Below are 22,339 nucleotides of genomic sequence, written 5' to 3'. Positions count from 1 at the left end.
GGCCGGATCGACTAGTCATCGAGGCCGACGGTCGGCGTCGTCTGCGACGGCGACGGGATGGCGGGCGGGGCGGCGCCGAGGCGCGGGCTGAAGGAGAGCCCGAGCGAGACCGAGGTGCCGCGGTCGTAGCGCTGGAACAGGGGGGCGGTGAGGCCGAGCGGGAGCGCGAGCCCCTCGGCGTCGACGTCGTAGACCTCGCGGAACGGGGCGTTCAGGAGGTTCTTGGCTGACAGCTTGAGCGACCAGTTATCCGCAACACGGCGGCTGGCGACCAAGTCGAGCGTGGGCGCGGGCTCCTCGTAGACGTCGGGCGTGCCGACGCGCGAGACGCGCGAGAGGCGGCGGCCGAAGACGTTGAAGTAGAGCCCGGCCGAGGTCGTGCCGTCGCCGTAGGCGAGGTCGAGGTTGACGAGGTACGGGCTCTGGCCCTGGAGCGGGCGCTCCGGGTCGGCGCCGAGCGCGACCTCGCCGGCGCTGCGGCTGATGGTCGACCGCGTGAGCGTGACGTTCGCGCCGACGGAGACGTGGGCGAGCGCTCTCGCGAGGGGCGCGAGCGCCGTCCGGGCCTCGACCTCGGCGCCCCAGATCGTCGCCCGGTCCACGTTCTCGAACGAGGTCTGGCCGTTCGCGTCGATGATGACCCGCTCGATGGGCGCGTCGAGGCGCTTGGTGTAGCCCGAGACGGCGACGATGTCGCCGGGGCGGGCGAACCACTCCCAGCGTACGTCGAGGTTGGTGATGAGCGTCCGGTCGAGGGCGGGGTTGCCGCTGAGCAGCTCGCCGAACCCGAAGTCCTGAGCGGCGAACGGGGCGATCTCGCGGAACGTGGGCCGCGCCAGCGTGCGCGTGGCGGCGGCGCGCAGGTTGACCCGGTCGGTCAGGGCGTAGACGAGGTTGAGCGACGGGAGCACGTCGACGCGGTCGATGGCGCCGAGCCCGTCGCGCCGTGCGGTCAGCGAGTCGCGTGCGGCGCCGGTCGCACCCGCGATCTGGGCGTCGAGGCGCTGGCGCCCCAGGTCGACGCCGTCGCCCTCGATGCGGAGGTCGGTCGTCTCGACGCGCGCGCCGACGATGGCGCGCAAGCGGGCGCCAACGGGGAGCTCGACCATGGCGTAGCCCGCCGCCACGTCGAGCGTGCCGGCGTACTGGTTGGCGGGGTCGGTCTGGTCGGAGAGGGTCGTGCCCGTGAACTGGACGCGCGTGCGGCCATCGGCGAGCGTGGTCTCGGCGTAGGCCCCGAGCGTGCGGTCGAAAAAGGCGGCGATGGAGTCGGCCGAGGTGCCGCCGAGCCCGTCGCCGGCGGGCACGCGGACGTCGTATTGGAACCGGCGCTCGGTGACGTCGCGCGCCGTCCGGTCGGCCACGCCGCCGACCTTGAGTTGGCCGCCCCGCAGCCCGAGCCCTCGGAGCGGAATCGTCAGGTCGACGGCGCCCTGCGCCAGCGACTCGTCGAGCGTGCGGAAGTAGCGGAGGGGGTCCGGGATGCTCGTCCCGGTGACACCGAACCGGACGCGCTCGGTCGCCTGGCCGACGTTGAGCGTGTCAATCGTGTTGTTGAAAAAGCGCAGGTCGGGCTGGTCGAGGCCGGTCTGGGAGACCGACCCGCGCCACGCCAGCTCGACCCCGGCCACGCGGTGGCGCCCACGGAGCTGCCCCGAGGCCACGTGGCGCTCGGTGTACTGCTGGACGCGCTGCTGGAGGTACGTCCCGATCTGGGCGGCGGGGCCCTCGAGAAAGCGCGCCTCGCTCTCGGCCGCGCGCGAGACGAGCGCGTTGACGCCGAGCTCGTGCGCCGAGCCGATCTGGTAGGTCGCGTTCGCGATGCCGCCCCACGTCACCTCCTCGGTCCCGCGCGTGTCGACGGCGACGAAGTCCGGGGCGAAGGGGCTCACGTCCGTCCCCTGGCCCGAGAACCGGGCCGTGACGCCGTCGGCGTAGTAGCTCGACGAGTGGCCCCAGGTCCCGCCGAGCACGAACCCGAGAGGGTAGCCCGCCAGCGAGACGCGGTTGCCCAGCGACGCCGCATAGCTCGTGTTGACCGGGGGCGCCGCCGAGACGGGCGCGAACGAGGTCCCGAACGCGCGCGAAGCGTCGCGCAAGGCGCTCGCGCCGGCCGGGTCGAAACGGACGTCGGTCGGCGTGGGGAGGCGGGCGTCCGGGCTCTGGAGCGCGGCCGGGATCGCGCGGTCGCCGCCGACGCCGGTGAGCGGGACGCCGCCGCCGAGCGACTCCAGAAAGTCGCCGCGGAACTGGGTCTCGGTGTTGCCGCCGCCCGAGGCCGAGAGCGCCAGCGAGAAGGCCTCGGGGAACGACCGCGTCGAGATGTTGACGAGCCCGCCCGAGAAGCTGCCCGGCTGGTCCGGCGTGAAGGTCTTCAGGGTGACGATGTTCTCGAGCAGGCCGCTCGGGAAGAGGTCGAACGGGACGGCCCGGCGGTCGGGGTCGGCCGTGGGGAGCGTGGCCCCGTTGAGCTGGGTGGTGGCGTAGCGGTCGCCGAGCCCGCGGACGAACACGAACCGCCCGCCGACGACGCTCGCTCCGGTCACGCGCTCCATGGCGTCGCCGGCGTCGCTCGCGCCGCTCTGCGAGATGGCCTCGGCCGAGATGGCGTCGGACACCTGGGCCGCCCGGGCGCGCAGGCGGAGCAGCCCGGCCTCGGAGTTCGTCGCGAGGATCTCCTCGGCCTCGACGACCACCTCGGCCAGCTCGGCGCCCGGCGCCAGCGTGACGTTGAGCGTGACGGTCTCCCCCGCCGCGACCGTCACGCTCTCGACGAGTTGGGGGGCGTAGCCGGTAAAGGAGTAGCGGACCGAGTACGTCCCGGCAGGCACGCGCTGGACCTCGTAGCGCCCGTCGATGTCGGCCGCGTCGCCCGTCCCGAGCTCGACCACGTAGACGCTGGCGCTGGGGAGGCCGCCGCCGAACTCGCCGTCGACGACGGTGCCGGAAATGGTGCCCGTCTGGGCGGCGACCGCGAGCGGCGCGAGCAGGACCGCGAGCAGGCCGGCGGAGCGGAGGGCCCGCGACGTGCGGGGAGTCGGGAGCGACATGGACGGGCGGGTGTGGGAGTGGGGCGACGGGGGGCGTTCTCTCTCCGTCGCCGGCCACACTACCGGCCCAGGGTTACGGCGCGTTTACCGGGACATGACCGCAGCGTTACGCCCACTCGAGGCTGGCGAAGCGAGCGTGAACACGGCCGAATCCGACCCTCCGCCCGTGAGCCCCGTCGGTCTGGCCTGGCCCTCGAACGGGCGGGATCGGCACGGCACAGACTGGCGCCGGTGTCGTACCGTTGGGCACCTGATCTCTGTCGCAACGCCCATCGACCGCTCCTTCCAATCCACCGCGACGCTGTTCGCCCTGTGGCTGCTGGTCTTCACGGCCGCCAGCCAGACCATCATCATCACGCCGATCCTGCCGCTGATCGGCGAGGCGCTCGGGGCGGACGCGGGGGCGCTGGGGCTGCTGGTGTCGGTGTACTCGTGGGTGCTCGCGTTCGCGGCGCTCGTGATGGGGCCGATCTCCGACCGCATCGGGCGCCGCCGCGTGCTGCTGATCGGGTCGGGCGCCCTCGCGGTCGCGCTCGCGCTCCACGGCTTTGCCGACACGTTCGGGTCGCTCCTGGCGATGCGCGTGCTGGCGGGCGCCGGCGGCGGCGTGCTCTCGGGCGCAGCGGTCAGCTACGTCGGCGACGCGTTCCCGTACGAGAAGCGCGGGTGGGCGACCGGCTGGGTGATGAGCGGCGTGCCGTTCGGGCTCGTCATCGGGATCCCGCTCGGCCGCGCGCTCGCGGTCGCCGCCGGCTTCCGGGCGCCGTTCGTCGTCTTCGCGGGCGTGATGGCGGTCGCCTTCGCGCTGATCCTGCTCGTCGTCCCCCAGCCGAACGTGCCGCTCTCCGAGACGCGGCCGACCGTCGGCGGCGCGCTCCGGCTCTACCGCCAGCTGCTCGCCGAGGGCGGGACGGCGGCGGCGGCGGCCACCTACTTCCTGATGTACCTCGGGCTCGGCCTGCTGATCGTCTACCTCCCGCAGTGGCTGACGAACCAGTTCGCGCTCGAGGTCACCGTCTTCGGCCGCCCGCTCGAGGTGTTCGGCCTGCCGCTCGACCTGATCGCGACGCTCTTCTTGGTCGGCGGCATCGTGAGCGTGATCGTGAGCCCGCGCGCCGGGACGCTGTCCGACTCGGTCGGCCGCAAGCCTATGATCCTGGCCTCGTGCGCCGGGCTGGCGGTCGTCACGGCCGCGCTGACGTACGTGGTGACCGAGCGGTGGCTGGCGTACGTGCTCTACGTCGCCATCATGGCCCTTTTCTCGCTGCGCATGGCCCCGCTCCAGGCGCTGCTGACGGCGCTCGTGCCGAGCAGCCAGCGCGGCGCGTTCCTGTCGCTGACGATCGCCGTCGGCCAGATCGGGACCGGCGTCGGCGCGGCGCTCGGCGGCGTGCTCTACGCCGACTACGGCTACGTCTCGAACACGTGGGCCTCGGCGGTCGCCATCGTCGCGATGGCCGTGCTGGTGTGGACGTGGCTCCCAGAGCCCGACGGCGAGATGGCCGAGCACCCCGTCGCGGTCGAGGCGTAGGGGCCCCGACCGATCTCGCTCCTACGCGCCGGAGAACAGCGCGGGCAGCGCGTCCGGCGTCGACACCACCACGTCGGCGCCGGCCTGCATGAGCGTCCGGCCGTGCGCGCCGAGGTCGAGGCCCGGGGGGACGACGCCGACCGCCCGGCAGCCCGCCGCGATCGCCGCCGTCATGTCGTCGACGGTGTCGCCCGCGTACGCGGCGTCTTGGGCCGCCACGCCGATCGCGTCGAGCGCGAGCGCCAGGCCGTAGGGGTCGGGCTTCTCGCGCCCCGCCTGCTGCCCCATCCCGACGACCACGGGCACCAGCTCCGACCAGCCAAACCGGTCGAGCGTCCACTGCGCGTCCTCTTCGGGACGGCCGGTGACGAGCGCCAGCCGAAACCGCTCCGCCACCGCCTCCAGCGTCTCGGTGCGGATGGCGGCGGGCTCGGTCGTGATGAGGCCGTCGAAGTCGTCGCCCTGGTAGATCTGGTTGAAGCGTGTCTTAATGGCTTCGAACGACGCGTCGCCGCCGGCTTCGCGGACGAACGCCTCGGACAGCACCCAGTCGTTGTTGAACCCGCCCTCGTCCTTTTTCGCCTGAATCTGCGCGGGCGTCGGGCCCTCGCCGACAAAGTGGGCGACGGTCTCGGTGATGGCGCGGCGGAACGATCCGCGGACGTCGACCAGCACGCCGTCCATGTCGAGGAGAAGAGCTTTCACGAGTGATGGGTACTGGGTGATGGGTGATGAGCAGAGTCCACGAGGACGGGCCGACTCGCATCCCGCATGCGACGCTCTTGCCCATCACTCATCACTATTTACTCCTCACCCAAGAACGCTTCGTTGCTGGCGGAGGCGCGCAAGCCGTCGAGCAGGGTCGTCAACGCCTCGGCAGGGTCGAGCCCGGCGTAGCGCTGGCGGGCGGCCCGCAGGCGGGGGAGGTCGTCGGGGCCGACCAGGATCTCCTCGCGCCGCGTCCCGCTCTCGGCGAGGTCGACGGCCGGGAAGAGGCCTTGGTCGGCGAGGTCGCGGCGGAGCACGAGCTCCATGTTGCCGGTCCCGTGGACGCCCTCGTAGACGGCGTCGTCGAGGTCGGCGCTCGTGCCGGTCAGGACGGTCGCGATGACGGTCAGCGAGCCGCCCTCCTCGACGGCGCGGGCAGCGCCGAACAGGCGCTTGGGGCCACGAAGGGCGGCGCTGGCACCGGAGCGGGCCGGGGCGCCGTCGGGCGTGGGCGCCTCGGCGTGCGCGCGCGCCAGGCTGGTCAGCGAGTCGAGCAGGATGACCACGTCCTGGCCGGCCTCGACGAGCCGCTTGGCCTTTTCCAGCACGAGGTCGGCCACGTGGACCTGGCGCTCGGGCGCCTCGTCGAAGGTGGAGGCGACGATCTCGGCGCCGGGCACGGCGCGCTGGAAGTCGATCACGTCCTCGGGCCGCCCGTCGAGCAGGATCACGAGGACCGTCGCGTCCGGGGCGTTGGCGACGGCGCCAGCCGCGAGCGCCTGCAGGAGGACGGTCCGGCCCGAGCGCGGCGGGGCGACCACGAGCCCGCGCTGCCCCTTCCCGATCGGCGCCACGATGTCGACGACGCGCGTCGCCAGCACGTCGGCGGTCGTCTCGAGGCGCAGGAGTTGGTCGGGGTAGGCCGGCGTCAGGAAGTCGTAGCCCGTCCGGTCGTCGACGTCGTCGGGCGAGCGGCCGTTGACGGAGTGGACGCGGATGAGGGCGAAGAACCGCTCGCCCTCCTTGGGCGGCCGGACCTGCCCGTCGACGGTGTCGCCGACGCGCAACGAGAACCGCTTGATCTGGCTCGGCGAGACGTAGATGTCGTCGGGCGAGGGGAGGTAGCCGTACTCGACCGAGCGCAAGAAGCCGTAGCCGTCGGGCAGGATCTCCAGGATGCCGACCTTGCGGATGAGCCCGTCGAGCGCGATCCCGAACGGGTCGAACCCCTGCATGTAGTCCGGCCAGTGGTCCGCGATGGGCTGGCGCGTGCGGGGCGAGCGGCGGCGCGCCGGGCGGCTGGGCTCGTCGCGCCGCGTGGGGCGCCGGGCGGCCGGGCGGTCGTCGGCGGTGGGGGGCGGCGCCGGGGCCGGGTCGCTGGCGTCGGCGTCGGCCTGGGCCCCCAGGATCTCGTAGATCAGGTCGCGGCGCCGGAGGCCGGCGTAGCCGTCGATGCCGAGGCCGCGGGCGATCTCGTGGAGCTCGGAGACCTTCTTCTGCTCAAGGGCCGAGATGTTCATGAGAGGGAGGGCCGTCCCACGCGGGTGGGCGGGACGGGCGGGAGACGAGCGGGCTGGCCAAGAAGGGCGGAACCAGCCAAAAATCCGAGAGGTGACGCCGCAGCACAGACCGGCGCGAAGGGTCTAACCCCCGTGCTGTGACGGGGTTCGCGCCAGCGCCTCCGCAACGGTGATATGGGAGCCCGTGACGAGCATCCGGTCGTCGGGCCCGGCGGAGGCGGCGAAGGCGGCTAGCGCCGCGTGCGCGTCGGCGACCACGACGGCCGGGACGCCCCGCCCGTCGAGCACGGCCGCCAGCGCCTCGGCGGGCAGGGCGCGGTCGTTGGCGAGCCCGACGGCGAGGGCGCGCGCGCCGGCATGAGCGAGGGCGTCGGCGAGGGCGCCGGCGTCTTTGTCGGCCATCACGCCCACGAGCGCCCACAGCCGCCCGCCCGGCGGGACCGAGAGCGCCGACAGCGCCGCTCGCCAGCCGTCGGCGTTGTGCGCCACGTCGAGCACGATCCGGCCGTCCGCCAGCGCCTCACCCCGCCCGCGCAGACCGGACCGGGCGACGACCTCCGCCAGACCGGACCGCACGGCATCGGCGCCGAGACCGGGCACCGCGAATTCGGCGGCGCGCACCGCGAGGGCCGCGTTCCAGGCCTGGTGCGCCCCAGGCAGCCCGACCGCCAGCGCCCCATAGTCGGCGACGGGCGTCGCGAGCCGGAGACGGAGCGGCGACGCCTCGACGACCTCGGCAGCGCACATCTCGCGAACAGCCTCGACCGCCGCCCCCCGCCGTTCCGCTTCGGCCTCGACCGCCTGCGCGGCCGGCCCCGCGACGGCGTGGAGCAGCGGGACGCCCACCCGCGCGATCCCCGCCTTTTCGCGCCCGATCTCGGCGACCGTCTCGCCCAGCAGATCCGTGTGGTCGAGCCCAACGTGAGTGACGACGCTGACAGCCGGCTCCACCAGGTTCGTCGCGTCGAGCCGCCCCCCCAGCCCGACCTCGACGACGGCCAAGTCGACGTCGCGTTCGGCGAAGGACAGCAGCGACAGGGCAACGGTCGCCTCGAAAAAGCTGGGCCCGATCTCGTCGAGCACGGGCGCCAGCCGGTCGACGGCCGCGTCCAGCCATTCGGGCGGGGCGGGCACGCCGCCGACGCGCATCCGCTCGCGGACGGACAGCAGGTGCGGCGAGGTGTGGAGCCCGACCACCAGCCCAGCCGCATCGGCGATGGACGCCGCGAGGGAGGCCGTCGAGCCCTTGCCGTTTGTCCCGGCGACGTGGATGGTCCGGAACGCCCGATGGGGGTCGCCGAGCGCGGCCAGGAGCGCGGCGGTCCGCTCCAGGCCGGGCTTGTAGGCCGCCGTCTCGTGCGCGAACCGGGGCAGGGCGAGCAGGCGCTGCTCGGCGGTCACGGGCCTGACGGCACGTGCTCGATGCGCCGGCCGTCGCCGCCGAGGTGGCTCAGGCGGAGCCAGACGGTGCGGGCGGGGAGCCAGCCGGGCGCGCGGTCGGGCCACTCGACAAGCGCGATGGCGTCGCCGTCGAGCAACTCGTCGAGGCCGAGCGTCGCGGCTTCGTCGGGCGAGTCCAAGCGATAGAGGTCGAGGTGCAGGAGCGCGCCGCCGCCGTGCTCCTGGACGAGCGCGAACGTCGGCGAGGTGACCGCGCCGCCGTCGAGCCCAAGCCCGTCGGCGACGCCCTGGGCAAGGTGCGTCTTGCCGGCGCCGAGGTCGCCCTGGAGTGCGAGCACGTCGCCCGGTTCGAGGCGGGCCGCAAGCTGGCGGCCGAGCGCGCGCGTGGCCTCGGCGCTGGCGGTGTCGGCGGGCAGGAGGTCGGACAGGTCCACGGCGCCCGAACGCCCGGCGCGGCGCCCCGGTTCAGCGGACCCGCCTCCGCCGCGCCGCGTCCACAGCCCATGCCGACTGTCCACGACATCGCCGCCGTACTGGCGCCTGCGCTCGACGCCGAGCGCTACGCTGCCGAGGGCGACCCGACCGGCGTGTGGCTGGCGTCCGATCGCCCCGTGCGGCGGCTGGGGCTGGCGCTGGAGGCCGGGCGCCCGCCGTACGCATGGGCCGAGGACGTGGACGCCGTGCTCGTCCACCGCCCGTTCGGCCTGTGGCCCGCGCGCCTGCCTGACGGGGTCGGCGTGCTCGCCGCACACCGTGCCCTAGACGACCGCCTGACGACCGGCCTCAACCCGGCGCTCGCCGACGCCCTCGGCCTCATCCCCGACGATGAGCCGCTCCGCCGCGACGGCGCGCCCATCGGGCTCGTGTGCCGGACGGACGCGCCGCTGGAGACGGTCGCAGCGCGGATCGAGGCGGCATTCGGGGGCATCGAAGACCGCGCCGGCGAGATTCCCCAAACGGGGGCTGTCGCACTCGCGAACGCGATGACGGCGGAGCTCGTCGAGGAAGCCGCGGCGCGCGGTGTCGGGCTGTACCTCACCGGGCAGATCCGCAAGCCGGGGCTGGCGGCCGTCGCGGCGGCGGGCATCGGCGTGCGGGCGGTCGGGCAGGACCGCGCCGAGGCGTGGGGGCTGCGCTACCTCAGGGCGCTCGTGCGCCAGCGGTGGCCCGCAATCGAGATCGTCGAGGTCGACCTGCCGCCGCGTCAGCCGGGCTCGATGTAGAGGTCGTGGTGCGCGGCGCAGCCGGGGTTGAAGGCCGCGCCACACGCCGGGCAGGCGTCGTCTGCGGCGAGGTACACGGGCGCCGTCATCGTCGTGCGGCACGCGCCGCACAGCGTCGAGGGTTCGTCGAACCGGGCGCGAAGCCACGGGGCGGGCGGGTGGCCGGCGGTCTCGTCGTGGCAGCGATGGCACGGATAAAAGACGCCGCAGCACCCGAAGCGCAAGGCGACGCGATCCGTCGCCCCGTCGTAGTGCGCGCACCGCGTCTCGGCGTCGACGGAGACACCTCGGAGCGGGACGGCAAAGCGGGCGTCTGTCTCGGGCGCCCGCGTCGTGCGCCGGCTCACGCGCCGGTGATCTTGCGGAGCCCGGCGTAGCCGCCCGCGACCAGCCAGACCTTGGCGAGGTCCCAGCCGATAAACAGCAGCGCGCCCTTGACGATGGACTCGGCCCACGTGGCGTGCGCCGCCGCGACGTGCAGCCAGATCACGCCGACGGTGAACAGCAGCACGGCGCCGGCGGTCATCGCGAGCGCCGACGTCCAGAAGCCGCGCTTGTCGTCGGTCAGGCGGCCAACGAGAAGCGCGACGAGCGGATACGCCAGCAGGTAGCCCGCCGAGGCGGAGGTCGTCAGGTAGCCCAGGCCGTAGGCGTCGCCGGCGAAGACGGGCAGCATGAGCCCGGCGGCGAGGTACAGCGCCATCGCCAGGAGCCCGTTGCGGCCGCCGAGCACGAGCCCGGCGCCGTAGACGGCGACGGTCTGTAGCGTGATGGGGACCTCCCACAGCCAGATCCGCGCCTCGGCGCCAAGAGCGGCCAGCACGGCGAACCCGACGATGCCGGCGACCTGCACGCCCACGCGGGCGTCGGAGCGCTGGAGCAACTCGGCGAAAAAAGGACGGCGGGCGGTGAGCGTGGCGGTCCGGGGCATCGGTCAGTCGGGAGGGGAGCCGAAAGGTAGCCGCACCCAGACGCACCGCGCCCCCGGCGGAGGTCCACCGGGGGCGCGCGTCGATCGAGACGGAGTCGGAGCTAGCGGGTCCCAAACGCCTCCTTGAGGCGCCGGACGGCGACGCCCTGGGCGGCGACGGCCTGCTCGAGCACGGCGGCCATCCCGAAAAACTCGTGGGTGACGCCGGGGTACACCTCGCGCATCACGTCGACGCCGTCGCCCCGCATGACGTCGGCGAGCTCGCCGCCCTCGGACTGGAGCGGGTCGATCTCGGCGTTCAAGATGGTCGTCGGGGGGAAACCGGCGTAGTCGTCGTCGAGCAAGTCGACGTACTCGTAGGTCTGCGTCTGCCAGTCGGGCGTGGCGTAGTTGAAGAACCACTCCATGAACCCGCGGCTGAGCGGGGCGGCGTTCGCGTACTGGCGGTAGCTCGGCGAGTCGATGTCGCCGTCGGCGATGGGGTACACCGACACGATCGCGTCGGGCATCCGGCCGCCGCGCGCGCGCGCCATCAGCGCGACGGCCACGGCGAGGTTGCCGCCGGCGCTCTCGCCGACCGTCGCGATCCGGGCGGGGTCGCCGCCGATCTGGGCGGCGTTCTTGGTGACCCAGTCGTACGCCGCGTACGAGTCCTCGTGTGCCGCCGGGTAGATGTGCTCCGGGGCCTGCCGGTACGCGACCGACACGACGACGGCGTTCGTCTTCTGCGCCAGCGCTAGCGCCGACGGCTCATACGTCTCGAGGTCGGCGATCACCCAGCCGCCGCCGTGGTAGTAGACGATGACGGGGAGCGGGCCCGTCGCGCCGACCGGCGTGTAGGTCCGGACCAGGACGCCGTCGGCCGTGCTCACGGGCAGCTTCATGTGCGCGATGTCGACCGCGGGGGGCGTCGGCGGGAGGCCGGTCCGCATCAGGAGCGAGGCGACGGCCTCGGCCGGGAGCTTGGCGTTGCGGACCTGGAACGGCGTGAGCGACGTGAACGCCGGCTGCTCGTAGGCGCCGAGCCGCTCGATGACGGCCAGCATCTGGGGGTCGATGGTCGGCGCCCACGCGGGCGGGCTCATCGAGGGCTGGATGTCCATCGGGTTCGTCGTGGCGATGCGGGGGCCGACCGTCGCGTCGGGCGCCGGCACCGAGCTCATCGACGGACTCGTCGACATGCAGCCCGCAAGAGAGAGGGCGAGAAGGGCGGGAAAGAGGAGTTTCATCAGAGAGGGAGAGGAGGGTCATTTCTAACCGCCGCACGCCCAGCGATGTCCCCGGCTGCCGCACCGTCCGGCGTTCTCGGATCCCCCTCCAAGGCGCCCCCTGACTCAGCCCACGTCCGCCAGCAGCGCGTCGAGGTCGAGGGCGCGCGTCGTCATCGCCAGCGATCCGTCGGGCTGGCGCGGCCACTCGGCCTCGGGGCGGTCGCGGTACAGCTCGACGCCGTTCCCGTCGGGGTCGCGGAGGTACAGCGCCTCGCTCACGCCGTGGTCGGCGGCGCCGTCGAGGCGGAGGCCGGCGGCGAGCACGCGGCGGAGCGCGTCCGCCAGCGCGGCGCGGTCGGGGTAGAGGAAGGCGACGTGGTACAGGCCCGTCGTGCCCGGCGCGGGCGGGCTCCCGCCCCGGCTCTCCCACGTGTTGAGCCCGACGTGGTGGTGGTACCCGCCCGCGCTCAGGAACGCCGCTTGGTCGCCCAACCGCTGGGTCACCTCAAAGCCAAGCACGTCGCGATAGAACGCGAGCGCCCGGTCGAGGTCGGCCACTTTCAGATGGACGTGACCGACGCGGACGCCCGGGTGGATGGGGTCCGCCACGCTAGAACGGCGCGTCCGTCGCCGGGGGCGGGAGCGGGGGCGAGCCCGCGTCGTAGCCGCCGCCGAGCTGGGCGGGCGGGCCGTCGAGCGCCGGGTACTCGTCGTAGCCGCCGCCCGCGGGGTCGGCCGTGGCGTAGCTCGTGAGGTTCTCGAAGCGCGCGTACTGGGTGACGAAGGCCACCTTGACGTCGCCGATCGGGCCGTTTCGCTGCTTGCCGATCAGGAGCTCGCCGAGCCCCTCGGTCGAGTTGCCGCTCTCGTCGACGGTGATCCCGTAGCGCTCGGCGCGGTAGATAAACATGACCACATCCGCGTCCTGCTCGATGGAGCCGGACTCGCGCAAGTCGCTCAGCTGGGGCCGCTTGTCGCCGCCGCGCGTCTCGACCGCGCGCGACAGCTGCGCGAGCGCGATCACGGGCACGTCGAGCTCCTTGGCGAGCCCCTTGAGCGAGCGCGAGATCTGGGCGATCTCCTGCTCGCGGTTGCCGGCCGTCTGGGACGTGCCGTGCATGAGCTGGAGGTAGTCGACGATGATCAGGCCGATGTCGTGCTCGGCCTTGAGGCGCCGGCACTTGGCGCGGAGCTCCAGGATGCCCAGCCCGGCCGTGTCGTCGATAAAGATGTTGGCGGCCGACAGGCGGCCGGCGGCGCGCGCCAGCTTGGGCCAGTCGTCGTCGTGGAGGCGCCCCGTTCGGGCGCGCTGGGCGTCGACGCGGGCCTCGGAGGTCAGCAGGCGCTGCGCCAACTGCTGCGCGCTCATCTCGAGCGAGAAATAGGCGACGCCGACGGGTTTCTCGGGGTGCAGCGCGGCGTTGCGCGTGAGCGCCAGGCTGAAGGCGGTCTTGCCCATGGACGGCCGCGCCGCCACGATCACCATGTCCGACTTTTGCCACCCGCCCGTCATCGCGTCGAGCGCGGTGAAGCCGGAGGGCACGCCCGTGATGCCGCCCTCGCGCCCGTGGATGGACTCGAGGTGCTGCATCGTCGCGTGGACGACCGAGTTCATGTCGACGGCGCCCTTGCGGAGCTGGGACTCCGAGATCTGGAAGATCTCGCGCTCGGCGTTGTCGAGCAGGTCGAAGGCGTCGGTCGTCGGGTCGAAGGCCTGGCCGACAACGCCGGTCATCGTCGTGATCAGCTTGCGGAGCAGGCTCTTCTCGGCGATGATGCGGGCGTGGTACTCGATGTTGGCCGCCGAGGCCACGCGCGTGGTCAGCTCCGTCAGGTAGTAGCCGCCGATGCCGTCGTAGTCGCCGCGCCGCTTGAGCTCCTCGGTGAGCGTGATGAGGTCGACCGGGTTGCCGCGCTCGAAGAGCGCCTCGACGGCCTCGTAGATGCGCTGGTGGCGCGGCTCGTAGAACGCGTCGGCGGGCAGGATCTCGATGGCCTTCGGGATCGCGTCGCGCTCGATCAAGAGCGCGCCCAGGACCGACTGCTCGACGTCCGTGGCTTGCGGCGGCATCCGGCCGGCCTGCTGCTGCATCGGCAGCACGTTGAGCGGGCGCCGCTTGCCGCCGGCCATCTTCTCGATGGGCACGCCGGGCGTGTCCTCGTCGATGCGGAACGGGCGCTGCTGGAAGTCGTCGAGGTCGGCCATGGGGGGTGATGAGTGAAGAGTGATGAGCGAAGGGCCCGGGCGATGAGCCCATCACCCTCGACCCATCACCCATTACCCGGCCAGCTGATCGTAGCGGGTGCGGAGGAGCTTGACGTCCTCCCAGGTCGGCCGCTTCCACTGCGGGTTGCGCAGGAGCGCGGCCGGGTGATAGGTGACGAGCAGCGGGAGCCCGTAGAAGTCGTGGAACGTCCCCCGGAGCGACGCCAGCGACGACTTTTTCTGGAGCAGCCCGTTCCCAGCACTCTTGCCGACCGCGAGGAGCACCTTGGGGCGCACGAGCGCGATCTGCTTGTACAGGACCGGGATGTGCGCGGCGACCTCCTCGGGGAGCGGGTCGCGGTTGTTCGGCGGCCGGCTCTTCAAGATGTTGGCGATGTAGACCTCGGGGCGCTTGAACAGGACCGCCTCCAGGATCTTGTCGAGCAACTGGCCCGAGCGCCCCACGAACGGCTCGCCGAGCCGGTCCTCGTCGGCGCCGGGCGCCTCGCCGATCACCATGAGGTCGGCGTTCGGGTCGCCGGTGCCGAGCACGGGGTTGATGCGGTCGCGGTCGATGGGCACGAGCTCGGTCGCCGCCAGCCACTCTCGGATCTCCTTGAGCGAGGTCATGTCGTGGAGCGGCGAGCCCTCGGGGATGAGGGCTTCGATGCGCTCGTACGGGGAGAGCGTCTCGTCGAGGCTGGGGTCGGGCAGGTCGCCGAAAAGGTCGGGCACGTCGTCGTCGGGGGGTTCGTCGGCGTCTACGGCGGGCGGTGCGGGAGGCTCCGTCGCGAGCGCCGTCGGCGTGGTCGCCGGGGGGGGCTCAGCCGTCGGCTCCATCGCGGAAATCGCTGGGGCCGGGCCGAGAAAGCGGACGGGCCCGGCGATGGCGTGCTGCACCGCGAGCAGCGCGCGGGCCTCGCGGAGCACGTCGGCGAGCAGAGCGTTGTCGGCCACGGGTCAGTCCAGGGGGACTGGCCAAGGTAGAGGGTCGGCGGGGGCCCGGCAACGAAGGTGTGCACAAGGTGGACAACCTTGTGGATAACGCGCGCCGTCCAGGAGGCGTGGCGCGGCGGGCGGGGCGAAAGGCCGTTGTCCGCCACCGCCCCATCGGTCCGGCTGGCGGCGAGCCTCGAAGCCACCGCCCGACCTGCCCACGGTGGGCTGCGAGCGGCCGTCGGCAGCCACGCGCGCCCGAGTTGAGACGCTCCTCCCCCGCCCCGCACCTCCTCCCGCTGCTCGCGCGTGCGATTCCTAACCGTCACAACGGACCCGCGACCGTCGCGGACGCGATTCCTGACCGTCACAATGGGTCCCCGGCCGTCGCGGACACGTTTCCTAACCGCCGCACCGGGCCCGCGACCGTCGCGGACGCAGTTTTCGGCCTGGATATCGGACGTTCGACGGCCCCGGCTCTGGCCGTCGCCCGGGTCGTCGGCTGCGGCACCGACGCTCGCGGGCGTCAGCGTGAGCCGGGCCCGTCGGTGCCGACGGTGTCGCGCGGGGCCTCGGTCGGCGTCCCCGCGGGGGCGCCCGTCGGGTCGACGGTGACCGGCACGTCGGGGCGGACGCGCAGGGGCACGGCGGCGCCGATCGTGGAGCCGGGGACGGGCGGCAGGCCCAGGAACGCGAGCGCGAGGTTGGCCGCGTCGCCGTTGCGGATGGGCTGGAGCTCCGCGTCGTACGGGATGTGGCCCGTGCCGGGGTCGACGCGCAGGCCCTCGTTGAGCGCGTAGAGGTCGGCGCGCGGGACGCCCGGGCTCCACACGTAGAACGGGACGGTGTAGTGCGTGCGGCGGTCGCGGGCGTGGTGCCGTCCCGACCCCCCGTGGTCGGCCGTCACGATGATCGCCGTGCGGCCCGCCAGCCTCTCGTCAGAATCCACGAGGGCCAGGATCCGGCCGATCAACATGTCCGAGTGCTCGACGGCGCGGAGGTAGGGGCTCCCCCGCTTCATGCTCCACGTCATGATGTGGCCGCGCGCGTCGGGGTCGCGAATGTGGAGGAAGGTGTACGCGGCGGGGTCGTCGGCGAGGTCGGTCAGCAGCCGATCGACGAGCGTGTCGGTGTCGGGCTGGTAGACGAACGTGTCGATCTTGTTGCGGCCGTCGTCGACGCCGGTCGTGTCCGGCGCGCCGTGCTGAGGACCGTAGCTCGTGCGGAAAAGCGAGAACTTGGACTTCGAGACGTAGGCCGCCGTGCGCAGGCCGTGGTCGTGGGCCACGTCGAACACGCTGGGGATGTAGGCGCCCCGGTTCGAGTGGATCGTCACGCCCGGCGCGGGGTCCACGTTGACCGTCCAGTGGTGGCCGTCGGGCCCGACGACGGGGTACCCGGTCAGCTGGGTGGTGTGGTTGGGGAGCGTGATCCGGTAGTCGCGGTCAGTCCGGGCGTTGTGGGTCCACGCGCCCCGGTCGCGCAGGCGCGTGAACGCGGGGACGGTGTCGAAGCCGAGCCGCTCGACGGCGTCCGGGCGCAGGCCGTCGACGCTGATGTGGATCACGTAGCGGACCGAGTCGCGGTCGCCGAGCCCGCCGGGGCGGCTCCCGGGCCCCTCGCGGCTGGCGTAGTCGAGGATCGGCGCGGTGCCCCGGAAAACGTAGCACCCTGCGAGCGAGGTGCTCAGCAGGACGGCGAGGACGAGAGACGTGCGGCGCATGACGAGGCGAGAGGGGGCGCGTGAACGCCTCGGCCGCCTCCGGGTGCCTTCCCCCCGTATTCAGGCGAAAGCCGACGGCGGCCGAGCCGAGCCACGAGGGAACGCCGGGGCGCGCCGCCCTAGTCCGTCAGCGCGGCCTTGGCGGCGGGCCGGATGCGCTCGGTCCATCCCGTGTACGCCGCCGCGTTCGGGTGCAGGCCGTCGCCGGCGACGAGCGCGCCTTGCTCGCGCGAGAGCGGCGTGATGTCGACCCACGCGACACCCTCCGTCTGGGCGATCGCGCGCGCGGCGGCGTTGAAGGCGTCGACCTCGCGCGCGATCTGGGCTGCGTCGCGGTCACTCGCGAACGGCGTCACGCCCCAGTCCGGAAACGACACGGCGACGACGCGCGCCGGGTCGCCGCCGGCGAACGCGACGGCGCGCGCCAGCATCGCCCGGTACTGCGCGCGGTACCCGTCGAGGTCGCGGCCCCGGTACTGGTCGTTGACGCCAATGAGCAGCGTCACCAGGTCGAACGGGCCCTCCAGGTCGGCGGCGTCGATCCCCGCATCGAGCTCCTCGACTGTCCACCCAGTGACGGCGACGACCTCGGGGTCGGCGACCGGCGTGCCGCTCGCGCGGAGCGCGGCGGCAAGCTGCACCGGCCACCGGCCCTCTGGCGCGACGCCCTCGCCGATCGTGTACGAGTCGCCCAGAGCCAGAAACCGGAGGGCGTCGGCCGGGGCGGGAGGCCGGGCCGGGTCGGACGACGGGGGGCTGGGCATGCAACCGGCGGCGAGAAGGAGCGCGGCGAGCGCGAGCGAAAGGCGGATCATGGGTTGGCCCCGCTGGCGCGGGAGGCGAGCACGTCGAGGAGGGCGCCGGCGACCTCGGCCTTGCTCGCGAGCGGGATCTCGACGCGGGCGCCGTCGCAGCCGAGCAGGGTGAGCCGGTTCGTGGGCGAGCCCATCCCGGCGCCGGCCTCGCCCTGCACGTTGAGCGCGATCCAGTCGAGCCGTTTGCGGTCGAGCTTGGCGCGGGCGTGCGCCTCGCCGTCGTGCGTCTCGAGCGCGAACCCGACCAGCGTTTGCCCGTCGCGGCGGCGCTCGCCGAGCGTCGCCAGCACGTCGGGCGTGCGGCGCAGGCGGAGCGTCAGGTCCTCCTCGCCCTTTTTGAGCTTGCGGTCGGCGGGCGCGGCGGGCGCGTAGTCGCTCACGGCCGCGGCGGCGACGACCAGGTCGGCATCTGCGACCGCGAGCGCGGCCGCGAGCATCTCGTCGGCCGTCGTCACGTCGACGCGGTCGACGCCGGGCGGCGTCGCCAGCGAGACGGGCCCGGCAACGAGGGTCACGCGAGCGCCCCGCTGGGCGGCAGCTTCGGCAATCGCGAAGCCCATCGTTCCGGTCGAGCCGTTCGACAGAAACCGGACGGGGTCGACGGCCTCGCGCGTCGGCCCGGCGGTGACCAGGACGTGCCGGCCGGAGAGGGACTGGGGAGACTCGTGGGGTCCGTCGTCCGTCGTCCGTGGTACTCCCTTCGCAAGCCACTCGTCGATGATGCGGACCAGTTCCTCCGGCTCGGGCAGGCGGCCGTCGCCGACGAGCCCGGACGCCAGCTCGCCGTGCGCGGGAGCCACCACCTCGACGCCGTCGGCACGGAGGGTCGCCACGTTCCGCCGGGTCGCCGGGTGGCCCCACATGTCGTGGTCCATCGCCGGGGCCACCAGGACCGGGCACCGCGCGGACAGCACGACGGCGGTCAGCATCGAGTCGCAGAAGCCGCCCGCCAGCTTCGCGAGCGTCTGCGCGGTCGCCGGCGCGATGACCACGGCGTCGGCCCAGAGCCCGAGGTCGACGTGCTCGGTCCAGGCGTCGTGCGCCTCGCCGGCTTCGGGGAACAGCTCGGACAAGACCGGCCGGCCGGCCAGCGTCGCGATCGTCAGCGGCGGGATAAACCGGGCCGCGGCGGCCGTCATCACGGGCTTGACGACAGCGCCCGCCTTGGCGAGCCGGCGCGTGAGGTCGGCGGCCTTGTAGGCCGCGATGCTCCCCGTGATGCCGAGGACGATCTTCTTGCGGTCGAGCGACACGGGGCGCGGGGTGGGGCCAGAGAACCTAGCCCCGCCGGTCGCCGCCGGAGCCCGTCGGTCGCCTTAGATCCCGTCTTCCCCGATCTCGTCGGGCGTCGGGTTGCGGAAGTACAGCTCGCCGTCCTGGATCTCGTCGATCGCGGCGCGCGTGGGCTTCGGCTGGCGCTCGTACTCGAGCGAGATGCGGAGCTGGTCCTCGTTCGAGCGGAGCTCCTCGGCGGGGTCGAGCGAGAGGTCCTCGAAGTAGCTCAGGCGGCCCTCCAGCTCGGCCTTCGTCTTGGAGGCGAGCTGCCGGGCGCGCATCGAGAGCACGGCGACGGTTTCGTAGAGGTTGCCGGTCTCCTCGGCCAGCTTGGCCGTGTCGAGGGTCTGGATCGCCATTGCGTTGGGGGTCTGCGTGCGCGGGAACGGGCTAGAGTACCGCCGGGCCCCGCGCGGGATCGGGAAGAAGGCGGGAAAGCAGGGAGCTCGCTGCACTCGCGGGAACGGGGAGCGAGGCATGGGGAACGGGCAGACGGCGGCCGAGCGGTTGACCTTGAACGCCGCCGCCGTGACCTATTCCTTCGTAGCTCTCGACCCCAAAAACGCGCGGACGGCGTCGACGGTCTCTCCCACCGCCGTGTCGAGGTCGTCGTTGACGACGACGACGTCGAACTGCGGCGCGTAGCCCATCTCCATCTCCGCCCGCTCCAGCCGCATGCTCACCTGCGCCTCGGTCTCGGTGCCGCGCGCGTAGAGCCGGTCCTCGAGCGAGGCCAGCGACGGCGGGGCCACGAACAGCGTCAGCGCGTCGTCGCCGTAGAGGTTCTTGACGTTGACGGCGCCCTTGACGTCGATGTCGAGGATGACGGCGTTGACGTCGGGGCGGGCCGCGAGCGCCTCCAGCTCGGGCCGGAGCGTGCCGTAGAAGCGGCCGGGGTAGACCTCCTCGTGCTCCAGAAAGTCGCCCGCCGCGAGGCGCTCGGCGAATGTGCCGAGGTCGAGAAAGTGGTAGTGCACGTCGTCGATCTCGCCCTCGCGCGGGGGACGCGTCGTCGCCGAGACCGAGAACACCAGGCCGGGCACCTCCGCCATCAGGCGCCGCGCGATGGTCGTCTTGCCCGCCCCGCTGGGCGCCGTGAGCACGATAAGGTTCATGAGAGAGAGGGATGGGGGATGCGGGGCGGAGGGATGCGGCAACGGGAGTCGGGACAGGCCACCATGCCGGCCCCCTCGTCATCCCTCACACGACGTTCTGGACCTGCTCGCGGATCTTCTCGACCTCCTCCTTCATCGAGACCGCGAGCCGGGTCAGCTCGGCGTCGTTGGCCTTCGAGCCGATCGTGTTGACCTCGCGGCCGATCTCCTGCGACAGGAAGTTGAGGCGGCGGCCGACCGGCTCGTCGGCGCCGAGGGCCTGGCGGAACTGGTCGAGGTGGGAGCGCAGGCGGACGGTCTCCTCGGTCACGTCGAGCTTGTCGGCGAGCACGACGGCCTCGGCCTCGAGCCGCCCCGGCTCCAGCGTGCCCGCCGCCACGAACTCCGCCAGCCGCTCGCCCAGCCGCTCGCGGGCGGCGTCGAGCCGCGCCGGGGCCTTGGCCTCGACCTCGGCCGTGGCCGCCTCGATGGCGTCGGCGCGCGCGCCGAGGTCGTCGGCGAGCGCGGCGCCCTCGGCCGTCCGCATGGCGTCGAGCCGAGCGAGGGCATCCGCCAGCGCCGCTTGCGTCGCGGCCCAGGCGGCCTCGACGCCGCCCGCGTCCGGCGCCGAGACCAAGACGCCGTTGCCCGCCAGCACGTCCGCGAGGGTGACGGCCTCGGGCGTCAGCCCGGCCGCCGTCGCCGCCTCGCGGAGCAGCGCGCCGCGCGCCCGGGCTGCCTCGCGGTCCACGCGGATCCCGCCCGCCGCGCCCGCACTCGCCGAGACGTGGACGGTCGCCGTGCCCCGCCCGATGGCCGCCTTGACGATGGTCTGGATGGCCGTCTCGTGCTCCGCGAGCGGGCCGAGCCCGCGCACCGTCGCCTCGGCGTAGCGGCCGTTGACGGTGCGGACCTCGACGGTGGCGTCGGCGGCGTCGGCGGTCGCCGTCCCCCGCCCGAACCCGGTCATGCTGCGGAGCATCGGCGTGTCTGTGTGTGGTGCGGGTCGAAGCTAGCCGCAGTCCGGGCCCGATACAGGACCGCCCCGCCAGCAAGAGCCGGCGGGGCGGTCGTCGCGGAGAGAGAGGGATTCGAACCCTCGGTACGGTTACCCGCACACACGCTTTCCAGGCGTGCCCCTTCAGCCACTCGGGCACCTCTCCGGGGACGGAAATCTACAGAGCCGCGCGCCGCGCGCGTCCAAAGGATCGCCGAAGATCGAGGGGGCGCTGACGCGCGCCGCCACCGGCCGCCCCCGCCGCGCCGGGCTCAGACCTTCATGATGTCCTTTTCCTTGGCTTCCATCGTCCGGTCCACGCGCCCGACGTAGTTGTCGGTCATCGCCTGGAGCGACTCCTCGGCCTCGTACTGCATGTCCTCGGAGAGCGACTCGGCGTTCGCCGTCTTCTTGATGGCGTCCTTGGCGCTCCGGCGCGCGTTGCGGATCGAGATCTTGGCCTCCTCGCCCTTGGCACGCGCGCTCTTGGCGAGGTCGCGGCGGCGCTCCTCGGTGAGCGGCGGGATCGCGAGAAGGATCTGCGAGCCGTTGTTGGTCGGGTTGAGCCCGAGGTTGGCGTTCGTGATCCCGCGCTCGATGGCGCCGATGGTGCCCTTGTCGAAGGGCGTCACCGTGATGAGGTCCGCTTGCGGCGCGGCCGTGTTGGCGACCTGGTTGAGCGGGACCGTGACGCCGTAGGCCTCCACGCGGACGCTGTCGAGCATCTGGGCATTCGCGCGGCCGGCGCGGATGGTGTTGAGCTCGTGGACGAGGTGGTCGAGGGCGGCGTCCATGTCCAGCTCGGCCTCGTCGAGGGCGTCCTGGAGGGAAGAGTCGATCATGACGGAAGTCGGTCGGGTGGAGGCGCTGGCGTCCGCCAGCCGGGAAAAGCTAGGCGAGGACGACGGGCTCGGCGGCGGCGTCCCAGTGGACCGTCGTGCCGAGGTCGTCGCCCCGGAGTACGCGGGCAAAGGCGCCGGGCTCGTTCATGTCGAAGACCAAGATCGGCAGGCCGCTCTCCTTCGCGAGCGTGACGGCCGTCAGGTCCATCACCTGGAGGTCGCGCTGGATCAGCTCGCCGCCGTGGATGGAGCTGTAGCGCTGGGCGTCGGCGTCCGTCTCGGGGTCGGCCGTGAACACGCCGTTGACGCGCGTGCCCTTCAGGATCACCTCGGCGTCCATCTCCGAGGCGCGAAGCGCGGCGGCGGTGTCGGTCGAGAAGTAGGGGTGCCCGGTGCCGGCGCCGAACACGACGACGCGGCCCTTTTCGAGGTGCCGGATGGCGCGGCGGCGGATAAAGGGCTCGGCGATCTCGTTCATGTCGATGGCCGAGACCAGGCGCGTGTGCAGGCCGACCCCCTCGAGCGCGTCCTGGAGCGCCATCGCGTTGATCATCGTCGCCAGCATGCCCATGTAGTCGGCGTGCGCGCGGCTCGACATCTTGGAGCCTTCGGGCGAGACGCCGCGGAAGATGTTGCCCCCGCCGATGACGAGCGCCACCTCGGCGCCGGCGTCGACGGCCTCTTTGACGTCGGCGGCGTACTGGCCGAGCACGGCGTGATCGATCCCGAACTCCTGCTCGCCGAGGAGCGCTTCGCCGCTCAGCTTGAGGAGCACGCGGCGGTAGCGGAGGCCGTCGGGGCGGTGCGACGGGTCGTCGGCGTCGGGGGACATGGGCGGCGGTGAGGGGGCGGGCGAAAGGTACGCCGCACGGGCGT

At 73.0% G+C, this 22,339-nt stretch carries 21 protein-coding genes and 1 tRNA gene; 2 read left to right on the top strand and 20 right to left on the bottom strand.

What is annotated here, in order from left to right; genetic code table 11:
- Positions 1 to 11: 11 nt before the first annotated feature.
- Positions 12 to 3,050 (bottom strand): TonB-dependent receptor domain-containing protein, encoded by a 3,039-nt coding sequence (locus ACLIRP_RS16610; RefSeq protein WP_412061589.1) that lies wholly within the window; start codon positions 3,048 to 3,050, stop codon positions 12 to 14.
- A 166-nt stretch (positions 3,051 to 3,216) separates the two neighbouring features.
- On the opposite strand from ACLIRP_RS16610, the gene ACLIRP_RS16605 reads away from it, so the two are divergent.
- A complete protein-coding gene (locus ACLIRP_RS16605) occupies positions 3,217 to 4,581 on the top strand; it encodes an MFS transporter (protein WP_412061588.1) in 1,365 nt (454 codons plus the stop codon).
- A gap of 21 nt (positions 4,582 to 4,602) precedes the next feature.
- Here ACLIRP_RS16605 and ACLIRP_RS16600 read toward each other — a convergent pair whose 3' ends face one another.
- The 4 genes from ACLIRP_RS16600 to tsaE all read right to left on the bottom strand — a co-directional run bounded on the left by ACLIRP_RS16600 (position 4,603) and on the right by tsaE (position 8,644).
- Complete coding sequence (locus tag ACLIRP_RS16600; protein WP_412061587.1) at positions 4,603 to 5,286, bottom strand: TIGR01548 family HAD-type hydrolase; 684 nt, start codon at positions 5,284 to 5,286, stop codon at positions 4,603 to 4,605.
- Positions 5,287 to 5,384: 98 nt separating this feature from the next.
- The gene (rho, locus tag ACLIRP_RS16595) at positions 5,385 to 6,809 is read right to left on the bottom strand and encodes a transcription termination factor Rho (RefSeq protein ID WP_412061586.1); all 1,425 of its coding nucleotides are present in this window, start codon (positions 6,807 to 6,809) and stop codon (positions 5,385 to 5,387) included.
- 123 nt (positions 6,810 to 6,932) lie between these two features.
- Complete coding sequence (locus ACLIRP_RS16590; protein ID WP_412061585.1) at positions 6,933 to 8,210, bottom strand: bifunctional folylpolyglutamate synthase/dihydrofolate synthase; 1,278 nt, start codon at positions 8,208 to 8,210, stop codon at positions 6,933 to 6,935.
- On the bottom strand, positions 8,207 to 8,644 hold the full coding sequence (tsaE, locus tag ACLIRP_RS16585) for a tRNA (adenosine(37)-N6)-threonylcarbamoyltransferase complex ATPase subunit type 1 TsaE (protein WP_412061584.1): 438 nt from the start codon (positions 8,642 to 8,644) through the stop codon (positions 8,207 to 8,209). The genes ACLIRP_RS16590 and tsaE overlap by 4 nt, the downstream gene beginning before the upstream one ends.
- Before the next feature lie 69 nt (positions 8,645 to 8,713).
- Between tsaE and ACLIRP_RS16580 the strand changes: the two genes are divergently transcribed.
- Complete coding sequence (locus tag ACLIRP_RS16580; protein WP_412061583.1) at positions 8,714 to 9,433, top strand: Nif3-like dinuclear metal center hexameric protein; 720 nt, start codon at positions 8,714 to 8,716, stop codon at positions 9,431 to 9,433.
- Here ACLIRP_RS16580 and ACLIRP_RS16575 read toward each other — a convergent pair.
- From ACLIRP_RS16575 to pyrH, 15 genes are all read right to left on the bottom strand, one after another.
- Positions 9,415 to 9,780 carry a CHY zinc finger protein gene (locus ACLIRP_RS16575; RefSeq protein WP_412061582.1) on the bottom strand — a complete coding sequence of 122 codons (366 nt, stop codon included), beginning with the start codon at positions 9,778 to 9,780 and terminating at the stop codon, positions 9,415 to 9,417. The two genes, ACLIRP_RS16580 and ACLIRP_RS16575, sit on opposite strands and share 19 nt — an antisense overlap.
- Positions 9,777 to 10,364 (bottom strand): biotin transporter BioY, encoded by a 588-nt coding sequence (locus ACLIRP_RS16570; RefSeq protein WP_412061581.1) that lies wholly within the window; start codon positions 10,362 to 10,364, stop codon positions 9,777 to 9,779. Before ACLIRP_RS16570 ends, ACLIRP_RS16575 begins: the two co-directional genes overlap by 4 nt.
- A gap of 101 nt (positions 10,365 to 10,465) precedes the next feature.
- Entirely contained in the window at positions 10,466 to 11,545 is a 1,080-nt protein-coding gene (locus ACLIRP_RS16565) for an alpha/beta hydrolase (protein WP_412061580.1), read from the bottom strand.
- 153 nt (positions 11,546 to 11,698) lie between these two features.
- The gene (locus ACLIRP_RS16560; RefSeq protein ID WP_412061579.1) at positions 11,699 to 12,184 is read right to left on the bottom strand and encodes a VOC family protein; all 486 of its coding nucleotides are present in this window, start codon (positions 12,182 to 12,184) and stop codon (positions 11,699 to 11,701) included.
- Between the two features lies 1 nt (position 12,185).
- Positions 12,186 to 13,781 carry a replicative DNA helicase gene (gene dnaB, locus ACLIRP_RS16555; RefSeq protein ID WP_412061578.1) on the bottom strand — a complete coding sequence of 532 codons (1,596 nt, stop codon included), beginning with the start codon at positions 13,779 to 13,781 and terminating at the stop codon, positions 12,186 to 12,188.
- A 72-nt stretch (positions 13,782 to 13,853) separates the two neighbouring features.
- Positions 13,854 to 14,738, bottom strand: a complete 885-nt coding sequence (locus tag ACLIRP_RS16550) for a uracil-DNA glycosylase (protein ID WP_412061577.1) — start codon at positions 14,736 to 14,738, stop codon at positions 13,854 to 13,856.
- A gap of 505 nt (positions 14,739 to 15,243) precedes the next feature.
- Positions 15,244 to 16,440 (bottom strand): alkaline phosphatase family protein, encoded by a 1,197-nt coding sequence (locus ACLIRP_RS16545; RefSeq protein ID WP_412061576.1) that lies wholly within the window; start codon positions 16,438 to 16,440, stop codon positions 15,244 to 15,246.
- Positions 16,441 to 16,559: 119 nt separating this feature from the next.
- The gene (locus tag ACLIRP_RS16540) at positions 16,560 to 17,204 is read right to left on the bottom strand and encodes an SGNH/GDSL hydrolase family protein (RefSeq protein ID WP_412063725.1); all 645 of its coding nucleotides are present in this window, start codon (positions 17,202 to 17,204) and stop codon (positions 16,560 to 16,562) included.
- Positions 17,205 to 17,251: 47 nt separating this feature from the next.
- Positions 17,252 to 18,508 (bottom strand): bifunctional phosphopantothenoylcysteine decarboxylase/phosphopantothenate--cysteine ligase CoaBC, encoded by a 1,257-nt coding sequence (gene coaBC, locus ACLIRP_RS16535; protein WP_412061575.1) that lies wholly within the window; start codon positions 18,506 to 18,508, stop codon positions 17,252 to 17,254.
- Between the two features lie 63 nt (positions 18,509 to 18,571).
- Positions 18,572 to 18,889: a DNA-directed RNA polymerase subunit omega gene (locus tag ACLIRP_RS16530; RefSeq protein WP_412061574.1), complete on the bottom strand. Its 318-nt coding sequence runs from the start codon at positions 18,887 to 18,889 to the stop codon at positions 18,572 to 18,574.
- 174 nt (positions 18,890 to 19,063) lie between these two features.
- A complete protein-coding gene (gene gmk / locus ACLIRP_RS16525; RefSeq protein WP_412061573.1) occupies positions 19,064 to 19,645 on the bottom strand; it encodes a guanylate kinase in 582 nt (193 codons plus the stop codon).
- An 85-nt stretch (positions 19,646 to 19,730) separates the two neighbouring features.
- On the bottom strand, positions 19,731 to 20,606 hold the full coding sequence (locus tag ACLIRP_RS16520; RefSeq protein ID WP_412061572.1) for a YicC/YloC family endoribonuclease: 876 nt from the start codon (positions 20,604 to 20,606) through the stop codon (positions 19,731 to 19,733).
- A gap of 94 nt (positions 20,607 to 20,700) precedes the next feature.
- Positions 20,701 to 20,787 (bottom strand) — tRNA-Ser (locus tag ACLIRP_RS16515).
- Between the two features lie 106 nt (positions 20,788 to 20,893).
- Positions 20,894 to 21,463 carry a ribosome recycling factor gene (frr, locus tag ACLIRP_RS16510; protein ID WP_412061571.1) on the bottom strand — a complete coding sequence of 190 codons (570 nt, stop codon included), beginning with the start codon at positions 21,461 to 21,463 and terminating at the stop codon, positions 20,894 to 20,896.
- 49 nt (positions 21,464 to 21,512) lie between these two features.
- Positions 21,513 to 22,295 carry a UMP kinase gene (gene pyrH, locus ACLIRP_RS16505; protein ID WP_412061570.1) on the bottom strand — a complete coding sequence of 261 codons (783 nt, stop codon included), beginning with the start codon at positions 22,293 to 22,295 and terminating at the stop codon, positions 21,513 to 21,515.
- Positions 22,296 to 22,339 lie beyond the last annotated feature (44 nt).

The sequence above is a fragment of the Rubrivirga halophila genome (assembly GCF_046845755.1).
Classification (GTDB): domain Bacteria; phylum Bacteroidota; class Rhodothermia; order Rhodothermales; family Rubricoccaceae; genus Rubrivirga.
This window is presented reverse-complemented; position numbering and strand designations above follow the sequence as displayed.